We start from the raw sequence: 17,175 nt of genomic DNA on the forward strand, positions 1-17,175 counted from the left end.
GATACGAAAATGGCGTGAGCACACTGTGACTAACCGTGCCATGACGAAAGACTGGCGCTCGAATTTCGTCGCCATCAACTTACCGTTAGCTATCAGATTCTGGGTTGAAATGCGAACTCCAACGCACGCCCACCGCATCCAGCGCCACCGGAGGTGCCAGCGTATTCAATCGAACAAGTCCTTGAAAAATCCACCTCGCTTAGGTGAATTGCCGCTATGGCCCCAAGAGTGCTCGTCATCGCATCCGGATCGCCTTAGAGGCTGCTGCGGTGTGGGTGCAGGTTGTGATGGAGCATAAGCGGGGTCGCGCTGACTACGCTCAATGATTTTGTCGAGTTCTCCGCGGTCAAGCCAGACCCCTCGGCATTGCGGGCAATAGTCGATCTCGATCCCTTGACGCTCCGTCATAACAAGGGTGGTTTCTATGCAGACTGGGCATTTCACGGCAGTTCTCCTTGAGGAAAATCGAACGGTTTCAGCCTTTGACACCGCTCGGCACATTGAACTTTAACCAGCAAATTGTTGGAAGACTTGCTGGCGACGGAAAACAGGAAGTCATCACCCCGAATTGGTGACGGTGTTTTGACTCATTGCAATATAAATTAGGCAGAACGCCCCCAGAGAAATTGTCACGTCCGCCCAGTTGAACGCGGGCCAGTGCGAGAACCGCCAATGGAAGTCGAGGTAATCCACAACTTGCCCGCGCAGCACGCGATCTGCGACATTGCCGAGTGCGCCACCCAGAATCAGGCTATAGCCCAACGCTTCGAGGCGTGGCCGTTGCTGGCACAGCATGCGTCCCAGCCAAGCGGAAACGGCCAGACCCAGCGTGATAAAAAAGTAACGTTGCCAGCCGCCAGCGTTCGCCAGAAAACTGAATGCCGCGCCGGGGTTCAGGACATGGACGAGATTGAAAAACGGGGTGATTTCGACCTGTTCACCGTAGGCAAACGTGCGGGTAATGGCGAACTTAGCGAGATGATCGATCATGATTGCACCGGCGGCCACCGCGTACCAGACCCAAACCGATGTGTGGCGAGCTGATTGCCACATAGGGGCGGCCAGGGTCATCACCCTCCCGGCAAGCGCCGTGCAGATACATCCAAGTCCCCATCCCGCCAGCACATCAGCAGGAAAGTGCATTCCGGCCGCGATGCGTGACCAACCGACCAATGCCGCATAGAGCACCAAACCGATGCGGCCACGGCGGCCCATCAAAGGCCAGAGCGCGCCGACCACCAGCGCGGCATAGGTGGCATGCCCGCTGGGCAGGCTGTAGTGTCGCTCAATCTCTCCGATAACGTGCACCATGTCGCCAAGTACAGCCGACGGGCGCGGAAAGTCGAGCCATAATTTCAAGACGGCGGAGGCCAGTAAAGCCAGCAAGAAGGCCACGCTAAAACCAATGAGGCGCTGCAAAACGACCGCACTACGCGCCGGGTCGGTGGCCGATTTCGAACACCACCACAGACCCAACAGCATCAGCGGCGCTGTCCAGTAACTGCCCACGAGGCTGAAGAACCACGCCACCGGCTCCAGCGCGGCAGGCGTACCCGTGTTTATGGCTTGGAACAACGCGATGTTCAGGTCACCCCAGTCATAGAGAAAAAATTTCCAGCTCATCGGCGCAGCAGCCTCAAGCCGTTACCGACGACAAGGAGGCTGGCTCCCATATCAGCAAACACGGCCATCCACATGGTGGCGTGACCCGTGAAGGTGAGCACCAGAAATACTGTTTTGATACCAAGGGCCAGCACGATGTTTTGCATCAGCACCTGCGCAGTTGCATGCGACAGGCGCACGAAGGTCGGTATCTTACGCAGGTCGTCGTCCATCAGCGCCACGTCAGCCGTTTCGATGGCGGTGTCCGAGCCAGCCGCCCCCATGGCAAAGCCGATGTCGGCTCGTGCCAAGGCCGGTGAATCATTGATGCCATCGCCAACCATGCCGACCTTGCCGCTTTGGGCCAATTTCTCCACTTCGTGCAGTTTGTCTTCTGGGAGGAGATTACCTTGTGCACGGTCGATCCCGGCTTGTGCGGCAATGGCCTTTGCCGTATGTGGGTTGTCGCCGGTCAGCATCGTGGTGTTGATGCCCATCGCATGCAACTCGGCGATGGCTCTCCTGCTACTGTCCTTGATAGTGTCCGCTACGGCGAATAAGGCATGAACCCCCTTTGCGCTGACCAACATCACGACAGTTTTACCTACGGTTTCCAGCTCCGCGATGCGCTGTTCCAACTCGGGAGTGCACTGCCCCAGTTCTTCGAGCATCCGGTGGTTGCCCAGATGATAGGTCTCGCCGTTGATTTGACCTTGCACGCCCCGACCGGGCAACGCGCTGAACTCAGCCACGTCGAGCAGGGCAATCGCATCTGCCTGCGCAGCCTGTGCCACCGCTTTGGATACCGGATGGTCTGAGCGGGCCGCCAGACTGGCAGCGATGCTGCGGCTGTCAGCGGTGAGTGCAGTGCCACATGCGACAAAATCGGTCTGAGCCGGCTTGCCGTGCGTGATCGTGCCGGTCTTGTCCAGCGCCAGCCAGCGTAGCTTGCGGCCTTCTTCCAGATAGACGCCGCCCTTAATGAGAATGCCGTGACGGGCGGCGGCGGCCAAGCCGCTGACGATGCTGACCGGCGTAGAGATCACCAATGCGCACGGGCAGGCGACCACCAGCAGAACCAGTGCGCGGTAAATCCATTCGAGCCAGGCAGCCCCCATGAACAGCGGTGGCAGCAACGCGACAGCGATGGCCACGCCGAACACAACAGGGGTGTACCAGCGGGCGAACTGATCGACAAAACGTTGCGTCGGCGCACGGCTCCCCTGTGCAGCTTCGACCGCGTGAATGATGCGGGCCAGTGTGGAGTGGCTGGCCACGGCGGTGACGTGGTACTCGAATGAACCTGATTCGTTGATCGTGCCCGCAAACACCGGATCACCGGGGGATTTCTCGACCGGGAGGCTTTCGCCCGTGATCGGGGCTTGGTTGATGGTAGAGCGGCCTTCCAGCACCTCACCGTCAAGGGCGATGCGCTCACCTGGTTTGACCCGGACGCGATCGCCGATGGCGACTTGCTTAGCACTCACTTCACGCCATGTGCCGTCCGGCTGCAGTACGGTTGCTTGTTCTGGTGAAAGATCAAGCAGGCCGCGGATGGCGTTACGAGCGCGATCCAGCGATTTGGCTTCGATTACCTCAGCCAGCGTGAACAGTACCATCACCATTGCAGCTTCGGGCCAGTGGCCGATCAACATGGCGCCCGTGACCGCAATCGACATCAGGGCGTTCATGTTCAGATTACGGTTCTTGAGCGCAATCCACCCCTTCTTGTAGGTGGAAAGGCCACCCGTGAAGACCGCGACGAGCGCCAGAACAACGACCGACCAGTGATTGCCGTTGTGGAGCCAGTAGACCACCTCGGCCGCCGATGCAGTGACCAAAGAAATGCCCAGCGGCCACCAGTTGGTTGGCGTGGTCAAAGGGGAAATGGATGGCGCGGCCTCGGCTGCGTCCATCACTTGCGCCTCGAATCCAAGCGCTTGCAGGGCCATGAGCACCTCTGGCAGAGCCTGGTCAGTATGGCGCACCGACAACGTGCGCTGCATCAAGTTGAAGTCGAGTCCTGAGACCCCTGCCATTGGGCCGAGTTTGTTGCGGATCAACGCCTCTTCGGTCGGGCAATCCATTTTGGCAATGGACAGCCTGGTCGTTTGCCCGGCCGACGCCTGATCCATGCGCACGGCTTGCATGCCGATGGCTGTTAGCGCCTGCTCAACCGGTGACAGCGAGGGCAGTTCGTGGCGAACGACCAAAGTACGCTGCATCAGGTTGAATTCAAGACCAACTACGCCCGCCAGACCGGTCAATTTACTTCGGATTAGCGCTTCTTCCGTAGGGCAATCCATGTTCTCGATGTGATACACCACTTGAGCCGATCCCGCTGTTTGCGGGGTCGGAGTCGTTGGATGGATGATCGGCTCGGCCGTGCAGCTGCAGCCTTTTGAAGCGCATTCACTCATGGATAGCTCCTTCAAATGGTCTATTAAAGCTCCATTTAAAACTCTGTAGTCGCTATAGAGTCAAGAAATAAATGGAGATTGATGTCCGATTCACGGAATACGTTTCCACAGCATGGATGTCTGCGCTTAACGAAGTCACGCGAGCCGGCAGGAATCATCATTATGGGTTTCTTGTTGGCGGATATACTGCTTTGACTTTCAGCCAAAGCCTGTTCCAGTTTCTTTTGGAGGTTTCTGATCTCCACCCCGTGCGCGCCAACATGCTGAACAGCAAAGCAGCTACGGCAAGGATCAACACAAGCCCATTTCCGAATCGCGCGTATGGGGTGGTTCCGGCATAGCCCTGCACGTCGGCCACGAGAGCGCCTCGGACGAATGGAGGTAGCTTCTTGTCGACCAAACCGGTGGGGAGAACGACTGCAGTCATGCCAGTGTTGGTCGCGCGCAGCATCGGTCTCCCCGTTTCCAGCGCCCGCATCTGTGAAATCTGCAGGTGCTGTGGCTGAGCCAGTGAGCGACGCCCAAACCAGGCGGTATTCGAGACGTTGGCCAAAATCGATGCGTGCGGCATGGAGCGAATGATTTCCTCACCAAAGAGATCCTCGTAGCAAATGTTGACTGCCACCTGCTGACCAGAAACGGCGAGCGGTATCTGATCAACTGTTCCGGGCGAGAAATTAGACTTTGGCATTCTTAGGGCAGCAACGAACCAGCCGAAACCGGAGGGGACGAACTCGCCGAACGGAACCAAATGGTGTTTGCTGTAAACCTGAGGTGGCGAGGCGCCAAGCGTCACCACGATATTCGCGTAGTTCTGATCATCCCCAAGGACGGTCCCAAGCAAGAGATCGCCACCCCGCGTCTGTACGAGTCGTGCCAAATCTCCAAGAAATGCCTTCGGGATTTGATGAAAGTACGATGGTATCGCGGTCTCAGGCAGAATGCTCAGTTGTGCAGGATGGTCTTTCGTTAGCTCAAAGTATACTGCCAATGAATCAGCAAAATGCCCAGGCTGCCACTTCACATCTTGCGAGATGTTGCCCTGCAAAAGTGCCACACGTAGTGGCTGGCCAACTGCCCACGTCCAGCGGTGTTGCTGCGCGAAATAGCCAACAGCTAATGCGCAAACAACACACAAGAGCGTTGGGGTTGAGAGCGCCAGCCTGAATTTCGGGGGAGACGACAATGAGATGGTTTCGCGATGGCATCCCACCATGCCGCCCACTAGACCCGCGCCAACCACGACCGTGAAAAATGATACGCCGTACACGCCGACGACAGGCGCAAATCCGCTCAGTGGCGATGGAGGAGACTGAGAGTATCCAAGTGTCAGCCAAGGGAAACCGGTGAAAAGCCAGCCGCGCGTCCATTCCGACAACGACCAGCAAGCGGCAAAAGCCAGTACATCGGCAAATGGTTTCCCACTCCTGATGCGGACAAATGCCGCGCTCCACAGTGCTGGAAATAATGCCAAGAAGGCGCAGAAGAGTAGCGTCGCTAAAGCAGCAGGCACGGTGGGCAACCCGCCAAACTCGTTCAGGCTAACGAAGACCCACGAAACACCAGCAAGAAAGATTCCGAGACCATGGGCGAATCCCCTCGCAAACGCGCTACGGACATCTGGTGCTTGAACAAGAAGAAAGAAAAGCCCGCCAGTCGTGAGCCATGCTATCGGAAAAACTTCGAGCGGCGCGAACGCAGTGACGCTGACTGCGCCTAGGATCAGCGATAAGAGCATAGAAGTCATGGGAGACAAAAAATCCAGTATTTGGAAGCAATCCATCATTCATGGGATGCCATGAAATGTTGGGGCAGGCGCGAATGATTGCGGAACTTCTTGAGGTGCTATGGCCGTTGAGGCTCAAGTGCCTAGTCTGGTGTCATTAGATATTTGCTTGTCAGTATGAGTAGCCAGGACGAACTACTATTCGTAGCCATCATTTAAAACCCTTGAGTCGCTAAAAGGTCAAGCAGCTACAATTAAAACCCGCAAGGAGAAAAGCATGCTGGAGTTTCTGAAAATTCTTGCCCTATTCGTGGTTACGGCTCTGGCTGAAATCATCGGGTGCTATTTGCCATGGCTGGTGCTAACCCAGGGTCGCCCGCGCTGGCTATTGATCCCGGCCGCCGTATCGCTGGCTCTTTTCGCCTGGCTGCTGACGTTGCATCCGGGGGCAGCAGGACGTATCTATGCGGCCTATGGCGGTGTTTATGTCGCCATTGCCTTGTTGTGGCTGTGGCAGATTGATGGAATTCCGATCACCCGATGGGATCTTGTCGGCAGTGCGGTCGCGCTGGCCGGTATGGCGATCATCATGCTCCAACCAGTTCGGTCCGTTTGAACGTCAGGAGATGAAGATGAAAATCGGCGAACTGGCCCGCCTTGCCGGGACGAATGTGGAAACCATCCGCTATTACGAGCGTGATGGGCTGCTGCCGGTACCGGCCCGCAGCGAAGGCAACTACCGCATCTATGGGGAAACCCATGTCCAGCGACTGTCTTTTATTCGGCGTTGTCGCAGTTTGGACATGACGTTGGATGAGATCCGGGTCTTGCTGCACTTCAAGGAGTCACCCCAGGAGAACTGCGCGGATGTGAATCGCCTGCTTGACCGGCACATTGGGCACGTCGCCCAACGGATGCAGGAACTCCAGGAACTGGAGAGGCAATTAAAAGACCTGCGTGAGCGGTGTGGCGAGGCGCGGGATGCGGCCCACTGCGGCATCCTTGACGGCTTGTCTCAAGCGATTGTGCCTAGCGGCAAGACGGCAAGCCATGTACAGGGAACGCATCAACATATCTTGGCACAGGATGATCGAGGCAAACATGGCTGACGATATCGACTTGGTGTGCGATTTTCCGACCGGGAAGCCAAAGCGGAATGGAATCCGATTTATGTAATCTTGCGAACTACCGGCGCACATTAATCTTGCCTTTCATCCCCGCTTCAAAATGACCCGGAACGAGGCAGGCAAAATCAAAACTCCCCGATTTCGCGAATGTCCAGGCAAATTCCGCAGTTTTTCCTGGTTCTACCGACACCGCATTCGGGTCGTCGTGCTCCATCTGCGGGAACTTTGCCATCAGTGCCGCATGTTTCTTCAAATCCGCCGACGTGCCCAGCACAAACTCGTGTTTGACTTGCCCCTGGTTGCGCACAACAAAGCGAATCGTTTCTCCTCGTCTGGTTTCGATGCGCTCGGGTTTGAAACGCATGCTGTCGCCCATGGCCACTTCGACCGTCCGGGTGGCCGCGCTGATCGAAGCCGGTCTGCCGAGGTCGGTGGCATGTTGACCGGATTGCTTGCCCGCCGGCTGTTTGGTCGGAGCAGTGTGGTTTTCATCGCCGTAGGCGGCAAATCCGGGCATTGCCAGCATGACGAGCAGGGTCAGATCATAACGATTGCGCATAGAGAGCACCTCTTCAAATAAATCAGCTTAGTGGCCGGCATGCTTGCCGGGTTTGCGCACGGTCAGTTCCTGGTTCACCGGTTTCCCGTTCGCTGGCATCGACATTCCGCCGTGAGTTGTCGCTCGCGGGGCCTCGGCGACCTGCCCCATCCATTCGGAGGCCTGACTACCGGCGGGCTGCTTGTACCAGCCGGGGTCGCGATAATCCCCCGGCTTCTGATCGCGGCGCACTTTCAGCATCGAGAACATACCGCCCATTTCGACAGCACCATAGGGCCCTTGGCCGGTCATCATGGGGAGCGTGTTGTCGGGAATCGGCATTTCCATTGCGCCCATGTCCGCCATGCCGCGTTCGCCCATCACCATGTAGTCGGGAATCAGGTCGGTGATCTGCTTGACCACACCCCGATGGTCGACGCCAATCATCGTCGGCACGTCGTGTCCCATGGCATTCATCGTGTGGTGGCTCTTGTGGCAATGGAAGGCCCAATCGCCTTCTTCATCGGCCAGGAGTTCGATCTGGCGCATCTGGCCGACCGCGACATCGGTCGTCACCTCCGGCCAACGGGAACCGATTGGCGTCGGACCGCCATCGGTACCACTGACGACAAACTCATGTCCATGCAAATGCATCGGGTGATTGGTCATGGTCAGGTTGCCGATCCGGATGCGGACTTTGTCACCCTTCCGGACATTCAGCGAATCGATGCTTGGGAACGCCCGGCTGTTCCAAGTCCAGAGATTGAAATCGAGCATCGTATTGACCTGCGGCGTATAGCTGCCCGGGTCGATGTCGTAGGCGTTCAGCAGAAAGCAGAAATCGCGGTCAACCACTTCGATCAACGGATGCGTGTGCTTTGGGTGGGTCACCCAGAAACCCATCATGCCCATCGCCATCTGAGTCATCTCGTCGGCATGCGGGTGATACATGAAGGTGCCGGGGCGGCGCGCAACGAACTCATAGACGAAGGTCTTGCCGACTGGGATCTGTTTCTGATTGAGGCCGCCCACCCCATCCATACCGTTTGGCAGGCGCTGGCCGTGCCAGTGAATGGTGGTGTGCTCCGGCAGCCGATTGGTCACGAAGATGCGCACGCGGTCGCCCTCGACCACTTCAATAGTCGGGCCAGGGCTTTGTCCGTTGTAGCCCCACAAATGGGCGTTCATACCCGGGGCGATTTCGCGGACGACTGGTTCGGCGACGAGATGGAATTCCTTGACGCCCTTGTTCATCCGCCACGGCAAGGTCCAGCCATTGAGGGTTACCACCGGGTTGTAAGGACGCCCGTTGGGCGGCTGGAGCGGCGGCATGGTATCCGGTTTGTCCATCGTTACCAGTTCAGGCAGCGCCGCCATAGCGACGGGACTGACCGAAGCGGCGGCCACGGCACCGCTGGCAATACCGAGGTGTTTGAAAAATTCGCGACGGGTCGTCATGGTCGTCTCCTTGCCGCTCAGTGGTCGGCCCGACCGGTAGCCGTGACGCTAGCGCGGGTTGCGGTGTTCAGCGCGGGTTTGCCGATCATCGACATTTGCAGATCGCCCTCGGCAATCCAGAAATCCCGCAACGTCTCGATATAACTGTTAACCGTGGATATCTGCGTTCGGGCATCGGCAAGCAACTCGAATACGCCAATCAGCATGCCGTTGTAGCGCAGCACGTTCTCCTCAGCGATCCGCTGGTGGAGCGGCACGATCTCGTCGCGATAATGGCGGGCGATATCGTAGTGGGTCCGATAGGCGTGATAGCTCTGACGAACCTCCGAGCGCGCATTCGTCGCTGCCTCGGCTGCCCGTTCGACCGCCTGCATGTAAACGGCCTCGGCCTTGGCGACCTTGGCGCCACCCCAATCGAAGATCGGTAGTTCGAAACTGATTTCGTAACCTTTCTTGTAGCCGCTGTCCCGCGCCCCCTCCAGGACGCGGGCCGGCCCCACCTCCAGAACGTTGATCAAGCGGGTCGCCTTGCTCAATCCCAGGTTACTGGCCAGCGCTTCGGTTTCGAGGCGGACAGCTTGCAGGTCGAGACGCTGGTCAAGGGCAGCCTGTTCCAGGACCGGAAGTTCTTCGACTGCCTTGGGCAAGTCCGGCAAACGCTCGGGAAGTTGGAAGGCCGATCGATCCGCCAGTCCAAGAACTCTGGCAAGGCGCTCTCGGGACGAGGTAGCCGCCTGCTCAGCCCGTGCCAGATTGAGGACAGCATCGGCGTAAAACGCTTGTTCCCGAGCCTGGCGCAACTTGTTGAAGTTGCCCACCAGCGCCATCCGGCGGGCCAGTTCAGCACTGGCCTCCGCAGCCTGTTTGACTTTGCGCAGGTAGCGGACCGACTCTTCCGCCGCGACGGCGGTGAAATACGCTTGCCGGGTGTCGGCGGCCAGACGGGCCACCTCGATGATCGCCAGGCGCTGAGTTTGTGCGAAATTGCGCCGCTCGACCTCGACGGCCAGCGGCATGGTGATCAAGGCAAAAATATTGAAGGTCAGCGCTTGCTCGATCTTGTATTCGCGAATCCCGTTTTCCGGTTTGCTGGCCCGCAGCATCGAGAAGTGCGGATTGGGTAGCCTGCCGACCTGCACCAGATCGGCCTCGCTGATCCCTAGATCAAAAAAGCTGGCCTGCAGCCCTCGATTGTTGAATAGTGCCAACTGGATGGCGTCGTCCACCGTCAGGGGCTTCGCCAACAGTTCATTGACGCGACTTTGCAGGGTTGCGCGCTCCTTGTCGCTGCGCGCCCACTTCACTTCCTTGCCGAGCCTCTCCTGGACAGTCTGTTCAACGCTGCCGAATCCGCCGTCATTGGAGAAAGTGGCGCATCCCGCCAAACTCGTTAGGACGATCACGAACCAGGCGCGCTTGCCGCTGCTGTACAGCCCTTCGGGGAGATGGGAAGACATGACTTATTTCTTCTCACGCGGGGCGACTTCGGTTGCTGTTCCCGAATGTTGCTCTGCTTTCGAAGGTGCGAGATTTTCTGCATCGAGATGCCCCATATGGCCTCGCAAGCGCCCCATCCGGTCATTGGCTTGCCGCCAATCCTGAACCGTTTCGTCCGGCATGGGTTTGTAGTCGACAAATACCGACCGGTAGCCGGCAGTTGGCGTCGACGCTGGCGATGCGTGGTCATCGGCCCATACCGGACTCATGGCGATGACAAGGATCAATGTCCTATATTTCATGCTGCCTCCGTGGGGAAAGGAGAGTCTTGGGAATCTATCGCTCCCATGGTGGACATCATGCTTTCGCGAAACCAACAATCGGCTGACTTACGGATTACATTTGCGTAATCTAGGGCGATCGATGCTGAATCCGACGCAAAATGCATCAACGATAGCCAACGGTTGGTGGAGAGCGTCATGAAAATATTGGTCGTGGAAGATGAACCAAAGACCGGGATATACCTGAAACAAGGCCTCGTTGAGGCTGGCTTCGTGGTCGATCTGGTGGCGAACGGCCTGGATGGCTTGCATCTGGCGCTGACCGAGGCGCATGATCTGGCCATCCTCGATGTCATGCTGCCGGGTATCGATGGCTGGCAGGTATTGCAAGGAATTCGGCGGGCAGGGAAGGAGATGCCCGTACTGTTCCTGACCGCCCGGGATCAGGTGGAAGACCGGGTCAAAGGCCTGGAGTTGGGGGCTGACGACTATCTGGTCAAACCGTTTGCTTTTTCGGAATTGCTGGCTCGCGTCCGGACCTTGTTGCGGCGAGGTGGGAAAGCAAAAGAGTCGGAGTTTCTGCGGGCCGCCGACCTTGAACTCGATCTGCTGCGCCGTCGGGTAACCCGTGCGGGGAAACGCATCGATCTGACCGCCAAGGAGTTTGCCTTGCTCGAATTATTGCTGCGCCGCCAGGGTGAAGTGCTGCCCCGTTCGTTGATCGCTTCTCAGGTTTGGGACATGAATTTCGATAGTGACACGAATGTCATTGAAGTCGCCATCAAACGCCTGCGGGTCAAGATTGACGAAGGCTTCGAACCGAAGCTGGTACGCACGGTCAGGGGGATGGGCTACGTTCTGGAGATTACCGATTGAGTCAAACACGGAGTCGATCGCTGACACTTCACTTGACCTTGTGGTTTGCATTGGCGTCGGTATTCGTGCTGTTCCTGCTCGGCTTGTTGATCGGGCGCTCGGTGGAACAACACTTCGAAGAGCAGGACATCGAGGTGCTGGCCGGCAAAATGGAGTTGGCCAAGCATGTTCTTGAGAAAGCGCTGGCCACGCCAAGTGGCGAGACGCTGGCAAAACAGTTGGATGAGGCTTTGACAGGGCATCACGGTTTGGTCATTGCCGTAGTCGGACCTAATCGGCAACGCTTGGATGCCCATGTAGGGCTTGTTCTGCCCACTGAATTGCTCAGCGATCGACTGGCGACCGGTGGTGGACGCCCGATCAAATGGGTCGCCGACGATGGTCTCCCATGGCGAGGCATTTCGGCCACACTGACCACCCGAGGCCAGGCGGGGTACTCGTACACCGTCGTGGTGGCTACCGAAATATCGCATCACGAGCATTTCATGGGCGCGTTCCGGCAAACCTTGTGGGTTTTCATGCTACTCGCCACGCTGGCCATGGGCCTGCTCGGCTGGTTTGTCGTCCGGCGCGGACTGGCGCCGCTGCAGACGATCAAGCGTCAAGCTGCCGCGATCACCGCCAACCGACTGCACACCCGTCTGCCAGTCGAGGCTATTCCCCTTGAACTGGGCGACTTGGCGAGCACCTTGAACGAGATGCTGTCTCGGCTGGAAGAGTCCTTCCAGCGCCTGTCGGATTTTTCGTCTGACCTTGCCCATGAACTGAGAACACCGGTCAGCAACTTGCTGACCCAAACTCAGGTCACGCTGTCGCGGGCCAGATCGGCCGACGAATATCGGGACATTCTGGCGTCCAATGCGGAAGAGTTCGAGCGCTTGTCCCGAACAATCGCCGACATGCTTTTCCTGGCCAAGGCTGAGAACAACCAACTCATCCCGCACCCGGAGCCACTCGAACTGGCCGACGAAGTTGCCGAATTGCTGGAGTTCTACGGGGTGCTGGCCGAGGAAAAGGAAATCCGTCTGTCGATCGTTGGGCACGGCACCGTATCCGGTGACCGTCTGATGCTACGTCGGGCAATCAGCAATCTGCTCTCCAATGCGCTGCGCTATACCCCGGTTAGTGGAACGGTAACGGTTCGGATCGCAACGCAGGGCGATGAGGCGGTTAAATTGACAGTGGAAAACACAGGGCCATGTATCGCGGCCGAGCATCTGCCTCGCCTGTTTGATCGTTTCTACCGGACCGACAGTGCCCGCCAAAGAACAACCGAAGGCTCAGGCCTGGGGTTAGCCATCACGCGCTCCATCTTGATCGCTCATGGTGGTGATGTCAGCGTAAGGTCGGCAGAAGGCATCACACGATTCACGCTGTCCTTGCCAGTTGGTGGGCAACTGTAAAAAGGCGATGAGTCGGGTCGGTTTTTATAAATGCAGCCAAGTGGGCCGACACCTGACGCAGCTAATGCCTCATCCACGTCGGTGAAAACACCCCAGCGCCCGCCCGGTCAACACGCCGACCACTAATGGGACGCACGGCAGCAGCAGCGGATGCAGCGACACCGGCAGCACGAAACCGATGACCGTCGCGCAGAGGATCACGATCCCCAGGCTGGCGTACAGCGCGAACATCTCTGGATCGTGCTGCAGAAATTCCTTGGCCTTAATGAGCCGCGCCAATCCGCCGTCGATGACGGCGGCCAAAGCGAATCCAGCCAGCCAGGGCAGCCATTCCAGCAAGGTGGAGAGCCGATAACTGGCGAGCAGCAGCAACGCATCGACCGAGCGGAAGTAGGCGTTGTTGAAGAGGCGCTGGTTGACCGAGGACATCTCCCGGGACACCGCGCCGTTCACGCCCGCTGGCGAAGGCGCATCCTTCGCGGCAGGAATTGGCGTGACTTCGGCTGTCGAATCTTGCATGCGCATCGCCCGATTGAGCATGCGGGTGGCGGGCTCGGCGCCCCAGTAGGCGGTGGCCGCCTCATGCTCGGCGCGTAACTGCGCGAGGAAGCGCTCCGGGGGATGGGCCGACGGAACGTACAACACCAGGACCAGCAGGACGAGTAACGACAACACGGCGACGGCGCGGATCATGCGGTCGCCTTTCCCGGGGCGTGGCACGACTCCGCATCGGGATCGAGGATCGGAAACCGTCCCTTGATTATCCGGCCGCCCGACACCGAGGCGAAGTACTGGAGGTTGGGCAACTTGCCCAGCACATCGGCCGGCACCATCTCCTCAAAGCTCTCGGTGAGTTGGGTGGAATAGCTCGACGAGAAGTCGCCCAGATGGGCATCCGATCCGTGGCTCAGACCCACCCGCACCGTATGGATCGCCGTCTTGCCGAAGGTCTCGACCACGAAGTCCTGGGTCGGCCGGTCCTTGGTGCGCAGCGCGATCAGGTTGTTGAGGTTGCCCAGCGCCATGCGCGCCGCGTCTTCGCTGCCCAGCCGCCTGGCCAGGTCCGCCAGGGTCTGCATCGCGCAGGTGGTGAAGATGCCGCCCTCGGCGCCCTTGTTGAGGATCTCGATCAGCGGCTGGTTGATGACGTTCGATACCTCGTCGACGAACAGCGCGATGCGCCGGTAGCCGCCCAGGTTGTAGCGCATGCCGGCGCGCGCTGCCTGATCGGCCAGTGCCAGGGCGCCGATGGCTGAGGCGACGGACGGGTCGGGCAGCGAGTCCAGGCACATGTAGAGCACGTGGCCGGCGCGCTCGATCTTCTCGAAGTTCATGATCGGCCGCCTATCGTCGGCGTCGAAGGGATCGGGCGAGAGGCTGCGCCCCAGGTCGCCCGAAGTCAGCATCGACAGGATGGGCAGCAGGTTGGCGGTGATCTTCTGGTAGTGCTCGCGATTGTGGCGGAACGTGCGCACCTGGGCATCGATCACCTTGTTGCGCTGGTTCTGAGCGATGTGGTGCTCGTAGTAGGCGACGAAGGCCATGAGGTCGGCGCTGGCCGCCTCCGACGGCCGCTTCAGGTTGCCGCGTTGGGCATCGTGCAGCAGTTTCTTCATGTCGGGCAGTTCGCGCCAGCCGGCGCCCAGCGTCTGGTCGTAGTAGCGGCGCAGCGATCCTTCGAGGACCGGTTCGATGCCGCCCTCGATGTACTTGGTCAGTTTCATCAGGTTCGGCCGTTCTTCGATCTCGACCAGGCCCTGCACCACGACATTGACGGCATCCCAGCCGAAGGCCGAGAAGGCGCCGGCCGTGTCCGGCGGCATGATGGACTGGATACGCGAGGCGATCTCGGTGGGTTTCTGCCAGTTGAAGGTGAAATCGAGCCTTACCCCCCGCTCCGGAAAGGCCGGGTGGAACTCCAGGAAGGTGTCCGGCTCGCGGTAGTCCGCGCAGGCGCGCTCCACGACCCGCTTCAGGCGCCGGCTGTTCTTCGGATCGATGACAATCACCACGTCGCCGCGCCGGATCGCCTGGGTGATCAGATTGGCGAGTGCCACCCCCTTGCCGGACTGGGTGGTGCCTACCAGCAGTGTGCCGCCCTCGAAGTTCTGCAGCGGCCGGTGCAACGGGCCTTCCTTCGGTTCGATGCCGTGGATATAGGGCAGACCGATCTCGGCGTCCGGCTGGGGCTTGCTGTCGTAGCCCAAAAGTTGCAGCAGGCGCGGCGATACGGCGAACTCCCGGTAGTCGACCTTGGACAGTTCGTAGAGCCGCTGTGAATGCACCGGCTGCCATTCGAAGCCGAAACCCAGGAACACCAAGGCCGGATCCTGGCACCATCGAGCCAGGTCGCCGGTACCGACGACCTCAATGCCCCTTCCACCGAGAGAAGCGCGCAAGACCAGCATGCGCAGCGCCTGGGCGACCCGCAACACACCCATTGCGAAGCAGACGAATGCAAGCGGCAGGGCCAATTGGCGGTGGAGGGCACCAGTGACGCCGACTCCGACGAAATAGAGCAGCGCCAGCCACCAGGCGATGCCGGCATAGACTTCGTAGGCCCGGCGCCAGGGCATCTCGTAGCGGCGTACCAGCATCTCAGCTTCCCTCGGCCGGTGGCGCGGCAAAGCCCGCCAGATCGAGTCCGCTCACGCAGCGCGGGTCGAGCACGATGCCGACGGTGGGGGTGCCGTTGAATTCACGCGACAGCGTCGGCGGACCGTTGCGGTTGGGCTTCATCAGCAGGTTCGCCTCCGTGAGGGCACGCATGGCGACGGATGGCTGGACGCCGCGCCGCCCGAATTCCTCCAGCGGTACGAATATTCCCTGGGCGACGGTGCACACGGTGGGCGGACCCATGCCATCGTTGAGCGTGCGAACGGCCTCGGCCAGGGCGTCGCGCACGACCGGGTTCAGACGCATCGGAGCTTGCAAGGCGAATGTCGCCGACGGCGGTGTCGTCGCCGGTTCCAGCGAGGCTGATCCGGGTGTTTCCTCGATCGGCGCCACGCGGACGTCACTCTCGGCGGGCGGCTCGGGCGGCGGAATGAGCGACAACTGGGTGCCGCTCTTCACCGGTGACATGGATGGAGGCGTCTGGGTTGCAACTGGCGCAGATGCCGACGCCGGCTTGAATTCCAGTGCCTGGGGCAAGGCGACGGGTGGCGGTTCGATCCCCGCGAGGAGAATGGCCGGGGCCGAGAGCTTGACGGCTTCCAGCGGGGCCTTTGCGCCGGGCGGCTGGATGGACCAAGTCGCGCGGCCCGCTGCCGCCGCTTCGAACACGCCAGCGGCCAGTAGCAGTTCCAGCATCGTCTCGGGCGCCTTGGGGATGCCGGCCAGTTGGTCGGCTTCGAGTAGTTGGTGGACATCCTCGGCGGCGCCGGGCCAGACCAGGAACAGACCGTCCTGTCCGACCCACAGGCGCGACTTCTCGCGGTTAGCTATCCAGGCCGAGTTGCCGCTGGTGAGCCGCCGCAGGGCGTCGACCAGGTAGCGCTCCAGGTGCGAGCCGTATTGCGGCGAACCGTAGCGGTCGGCGCTGGCGACCAGGTTGCGGTCGATGACTAGCGCCAGTGAGCGGCGGACCAGTTCGTCGAGGATGTTGTGGTCGCGATAGACCGGAATGCCGCCGATGCTGGCCAGCAGATGCGGCACGATGACTGCGTTGCCCTCGGAGAGGTCGGCCATCACCGCTGGCGGCACTACATGGGGCAGGGCGAACAGGCCCAGGCCGCGCGCCTCGACCGCTTGGGGCCGCCAGCGCAGGAAATAGCGCTCGCTGCCCCGGGTTGCCAGCCAGTTGGCCAGCGGCTGCAGGAAGGCCGGCCACGCCTCGCCGGCAGCATCGGTGACGATGATATGGCTCATCAGCCGGTGCAATTCGCAGCACAGACCGGCGATGAAGGTTGCATGGCGCCAGCGCGGTTCCAGTTGGCGGCGTGCCGAGATGCTCATCCGCCCCGAAAAAATGTGTGCATCGGTGCCTTGCAGGCTGAAGAAAGCGGTCTCCAGGCCGAGCCGCAAGAGCCCGCCTGGCTTGCTGAAGTAGTTGTCGGCGGTCGCCGGCAGCAGATGCACGCAGGCGGCGTAGCGGCGCACCAGCAATAGGACATCGCGCTCGAAGCTGTCCCGGTCAATGCCGTAACACAGCTTGATGCGTGCGATCAGGTCAGCTTCGCCCGCCAGTAGATCCTCGACCGGCACGGCGGCGAACCCTGGGTCGGAGGCGGGGTAGGAAGTGACAGGCGTTGGCGTGGCGGGCATGGCGGTACGGCGATGCCGGAAAGAATGCGAAGTAGGCATTC

Annotated in this window: 15 protein-coding genes; 4 read left to right on the forward strand and 11 right to left on the reverse strand. The window is 59.9% G+C overall.

Annotation, left to right across the window (positions count from 1 at the left end):
• Positions 1–165: 165 nt before the first annotated feature.
• From WBK19_RS09750 to lnt, 4 genes are all read right to left on the reverse strand, one after another.
• Complete coding sequence (locus WBK19_RS09750) at positions 166–501, reverse strand: TFIIB-type zinc ribbon-containing protein (RefSeq protein ID WP_511289222.1); 336 nt, start codon at positions 499–501, stop codon at positions 166–168.
• A 57-nt stretch (positions 502–558) separates the two neighbouring features.
• Positions 559–1,623 carry a signal peptidase II gene (lspA, locus tag WBK19_RS09755; RefSeq protein ID WP_511289224.1) on the reverse strand — a complete coding sequence of 355 codons (1,065 nt, stop codon included), beginning with the start codon at positions 1,621–1,623 and terminating at the stop codon, positions 559–561.
• Positions 1,620–4,022 carry a heavy metal translocating P-type ATPase gene (locus WBK19_RS09760; protein WP_511289226.1) on the reverse strand — a complete coding sequence of 801 codons (2,403 nt, stop codon included), beginning with the start codon at positions 4,020–4,022 and terminating at the stop codon, positions 1,620–1,622. The genes lspA and WBK19_RS09760 overlap by 4 nt, the downstream gene beginning before the upstream one ends.
• 160 nt (positions 4,023–4,182) lie before the next feature.
• Complete coding sequence (lnt, locus tag WBK19_RS09765) at positions 4,183–5,769, reverse strand: apolipoprotein N-acyltransferase (protein ID WP_511289228.1); 1,587 nt, start codon at positions 5,767–5,769, stop codon at positions 4,183–4,185.
• Between the two features lie 256 nt (positions 5,770–6,025).
• On the opposite strand from lnt, the gene WBK19_RS09770 reads away from it, so the two are divergent.
• Positions 6,026–6,364 (forward strand): YnfA family protein, encoded by a 339-nt coding sequence (locus WBK19_RS09770; RefSeq protein WP_511289230.1) that lies wholly within the window; start codon positions 6,026–6,028, stop codon positions 6,362–6,364.
• 16 nt (positions 6,365–6,380) lie between these two features.
• Positions 6,381–6,857: a Cd(II)/Pb(II)-responsive transcriptional regulator gene (gene cadR, locus WBK19_RS09775; RefSeq protein WP_511289232.1), complete on the forward strand. Its 477-nt coding sequence runs from the start codon at positions 6,381–6,383 to the stop codon at positions 6,855–6,857.
• Between the two features lie 76 nt (positions 6,858–6,933).
• Here the strand turns inward: cadR and WBK19_RS09780 are convergent, their stop codons facing one another.
• From WBK19_RS09780 to WBK19_RS09795, 4 genes are read right to left on the reverse strand one after another with little or no spacing between them, the layout of a single operon-like run.
• Positions 6,934–7,434, reverse strand: a complete 501-nt coding sequence (locus WBK19_RS09780; RefSeq protein WP_511289234.1) for a cupredoxin domain-containing protein — start codon at positions 7,432–7,434, stop codon at positions 6,934–6,936.
• Between the two features lie 27 nt (positions 7,435–7,461).
• On the reverse strand, positions 7,462–8,871 hold the full coding sequence (locus tag WBK19_RS09785) for a multicopper oxidase family protein (RefSeq protein WP_511289236.1): 1,410 nt from the start codon (positions 8,869–8,871) through the stop codon (positions 7,462–7,464).
• A gap of 17 nt (positions 8,872–8,888) precedes the next feature.
• On the reverse strand, positions 8,889–10,328 hold the full coding sequence (locus WBK19_RS09790) for a TolC family protein (protein ID WP_511289238.1): 1,440 nt from the start codon (positions 10,326–10,328) through the stop codon (positions 8,889–8,891).
• A gap of 3 nt (positions 10,329–10,331) precedes the next feature.
• Entirely contained in the window at positions 10,332–10,595 is a 264-nt protein-coding gene (locus tag WBK19_RS09795; RefSeq protein ID WP_511289240.1) for a hypothetical protein, read from the reverse strand.
• Between the two features lie 192 nt (positions 10,596–10,787).
• On the opposite strand from WBK19_RS09795, the gene WBK19_RS09800 reads away from it, so the two are divergent.
• Entirely contained in the window at positions 10,788–11,465 is a 678-nt protein-coding gene (locus WBK19_RS09800) for a heavy metal response regulator transcription factor (protein WP_265941898.1), read from the forward strand.
• Complete coding sequence (locus WBK19_RS09805; RefSeq protein ID WP_511289242.1) at positions 11,462–12,868, forward strand: heavy metal sensor histidine kinase; 1,407 nt, start codon at positions 11,462–11,464, stop codon at positions 12,866–12,868. Before WBK19_RS09800 ends, WBK19_RS09805 begins: the two co-directional genes overlap by 4 nt.
• 69 nt (positions 12,869–12,937) lie before the next feature.
• Here WBK19_RS09805 and WBK19_RS09810 read toward each other — a convergent pair whose 3' ends face one another.
• Genes WBK19_RS09810 through mobH form a run of 3 tightly spaced genes read right to left on the reverse strand, consistent with a single transcriptional unit; the run spans position 12,938 to position 17,173 of the window.
• Positions 12,938–13,561, reverse strand: a complete 624-nt coding sequence (locus WBK19_RS09810; RefSeq protein WP_511289244.1) for an IncC plasmid conjugative DNA transfer DtrJ family protein — start codon at positions 13,559–13,561, stop codon at positions 12,938–12,940.
• The gene (traD, locus tag WBK19_RS09815; protein ID WP_511289246.1) at positions 13,558–15,465 is read right to left on the reverse strand and encodes a conjugative transfer system coupling protein TraD; all 1,908 of its coding nucleotides are present in this window, start codon (positions 15,463–15,465) and stop codon (positions 13,558–13,560) included. Before traD ends, WBK19_RS09810 begins: the two co-directional genes overlap by 4 nt.
• 1 nt (position 15,466) lies before the next feature.
• The gene (mobH, locus tag WBK19_RS09820; RefSeq protein ID WP_511289248.1) at positions 15,467–17,173 is read right to left on the reverse strand and encodes a MobH family relaxase; all 1,707 of its coding nucleotides are present in this window, start codon (positions 17,171–17,173) and stop codon (positions 15,467–15,469) included.
• Between the last annotated feature and the right edge of the window lie 2 nt (positions 17,174–17,175).

This window comes from Azonexus sp. (genome assembly GCF_049652925.1).
Classification (GTDB): domain Bacteria; phylum Pseudomonadota; class Gammaproteobacteria; order Burkholderiales; family Rhodocyclaceae; genus Azonexus.

Bases quoted from the DNA above. Each gene is read 5' to 3' on its own strand.
- WBK19_RS09750 (WP_511289222.1), bottom strand. From the start codon at position 501: ATGTGCCGAGCGGTGTCAAAGGCTGAAACCGTTCGATTTTCCTCAAGG.
- lspA (WP_511289224.1), bottom strand. From the start codon at position 1,623: ATGAGCTGGAAATTTTTTCTCTATGACTGGGGTGACCTGAACATCGCG.
- WBK19_RS09760 (WP_511289226.1), bottom strand. From the start codon at position 4,022: ATGAGTGAATGCGCTTCAAAAGGCTGCAGCTGCACGGCCGAGCCGATC.
- lnt (WP_511289228.1), bottom strand. From the start codon at position 5,769: ATGACTTCTATGCTCTTATCGCTGATCCTAGGCGCAGTCAGCGTCACT.
- WBK19_RS09770 (WP_511289230.1), top strand. From the start codon at position 6,026: ATGCTGGAGTTTCTGAAAATTCTTGCCCTATTCGTGGTTACGGCTCTG.
- cadR (WP_511289232.1), top strand. From the start codon at position 6,381: ATGAAAATCGGCGAACTGGCCCGCCTTGCCGGGACGAATGTGGAAACC.
- WBK19_RS09780 (WP_511289234.1), bottom strand. From the start codon at position 7,434: ATGCGCAATCGTTATGATCTGACCCTGCTCGTCATGCTGGCAATGCCC.
- WBK19_RS09785 (WP_511289236.1), bottom strand. From the start codon at position 8,871: ATGACGACCCGTCGCGAATTTTTCAAACACCTCGGTATTGCCAGCGGT.
- WBK19_RS09790 (WP_511289238.1), bottom strand. From the start codon at position 10,328: ATGTCTTCCCATCTCCCCGAAGGGCTGTACAGCAGCGGCAAGCGCGCC.
- WBK19_RS09800 (WP_265941898.1), top strand. From the start codon at position 10,788: ATGAAAATATTGGTCGTGGAAGATGAACCAAAGACCGGGATATACCTG.
- WBK19_RS09810 (WP_511289244.1), bottom strand. From the start codon at position 13,561: ATGATCCGCGCCGTCGCCGTGTTGTCGTTACTCGTCCTGCTGGTCCTG.
- traD (WP_511289246.1), bottom strand. From the start codon at position 15,465: ATGCTGGTACGCCGCTACGAGATGCCCTGGCGCCGGGCCTACGAAGTC.
- mobH (WP_511289248.1), bottom strand. From the start codon at position 17,173: ATGCCTACTTCGCATTCTTTCCGGCATCGCCGTACCGCCATGCCCGCC.